The following is a 241-nucleotide window of genomic DNA, read 5'->3' as shown; positions in this document are numbered from 1 at the left end:
CCCGGCCTTTCCTGGGCGGTGTCCCGCTTCGGGCAGAGTGGCGTGATCGAGGACGAAGAGGCGGAACATGTGCTGGTGTCCTTGCCGGTTACAGCCTTGCGGCTGGAAGGACAAGCCGTCGATGCTCTGAAGAAGCTCGGCCTGAAATATATCGGCGATGTCATCGATGCGCCGCGAGCGCCGCTAACCCGCCGGTTCGGGCCGGAGCTGCTTCTGCGTCTCGACCAGGCGCTGGGGCATG

At 64.7% G+C, this 241-nt stretch carries 1 pseudogene; it reads left to right on the top strand.

The annotated features are described in order from the left end of the window. Positions 1-241: pseudogene (locus EOD29_RS34640) on the top strand (DNA polymerase Y family protein); the annotation flags it as partial.

Source organism: Mesorhizobium sp. M1A.T.Ca.IN.004.03.1.1, assembly GCF_003997555.1.
In the GTDB taxonomy this organism is placed as follows: domain Bacteria; phylum Pseudomonadota; class Alphaproteobacteria; order Rhizobiales; family Rhizobiaceae; genus Mesorhizobium.
This window is presented reverse-complemented; position numbering and strand designations above follow the sequence as displayed.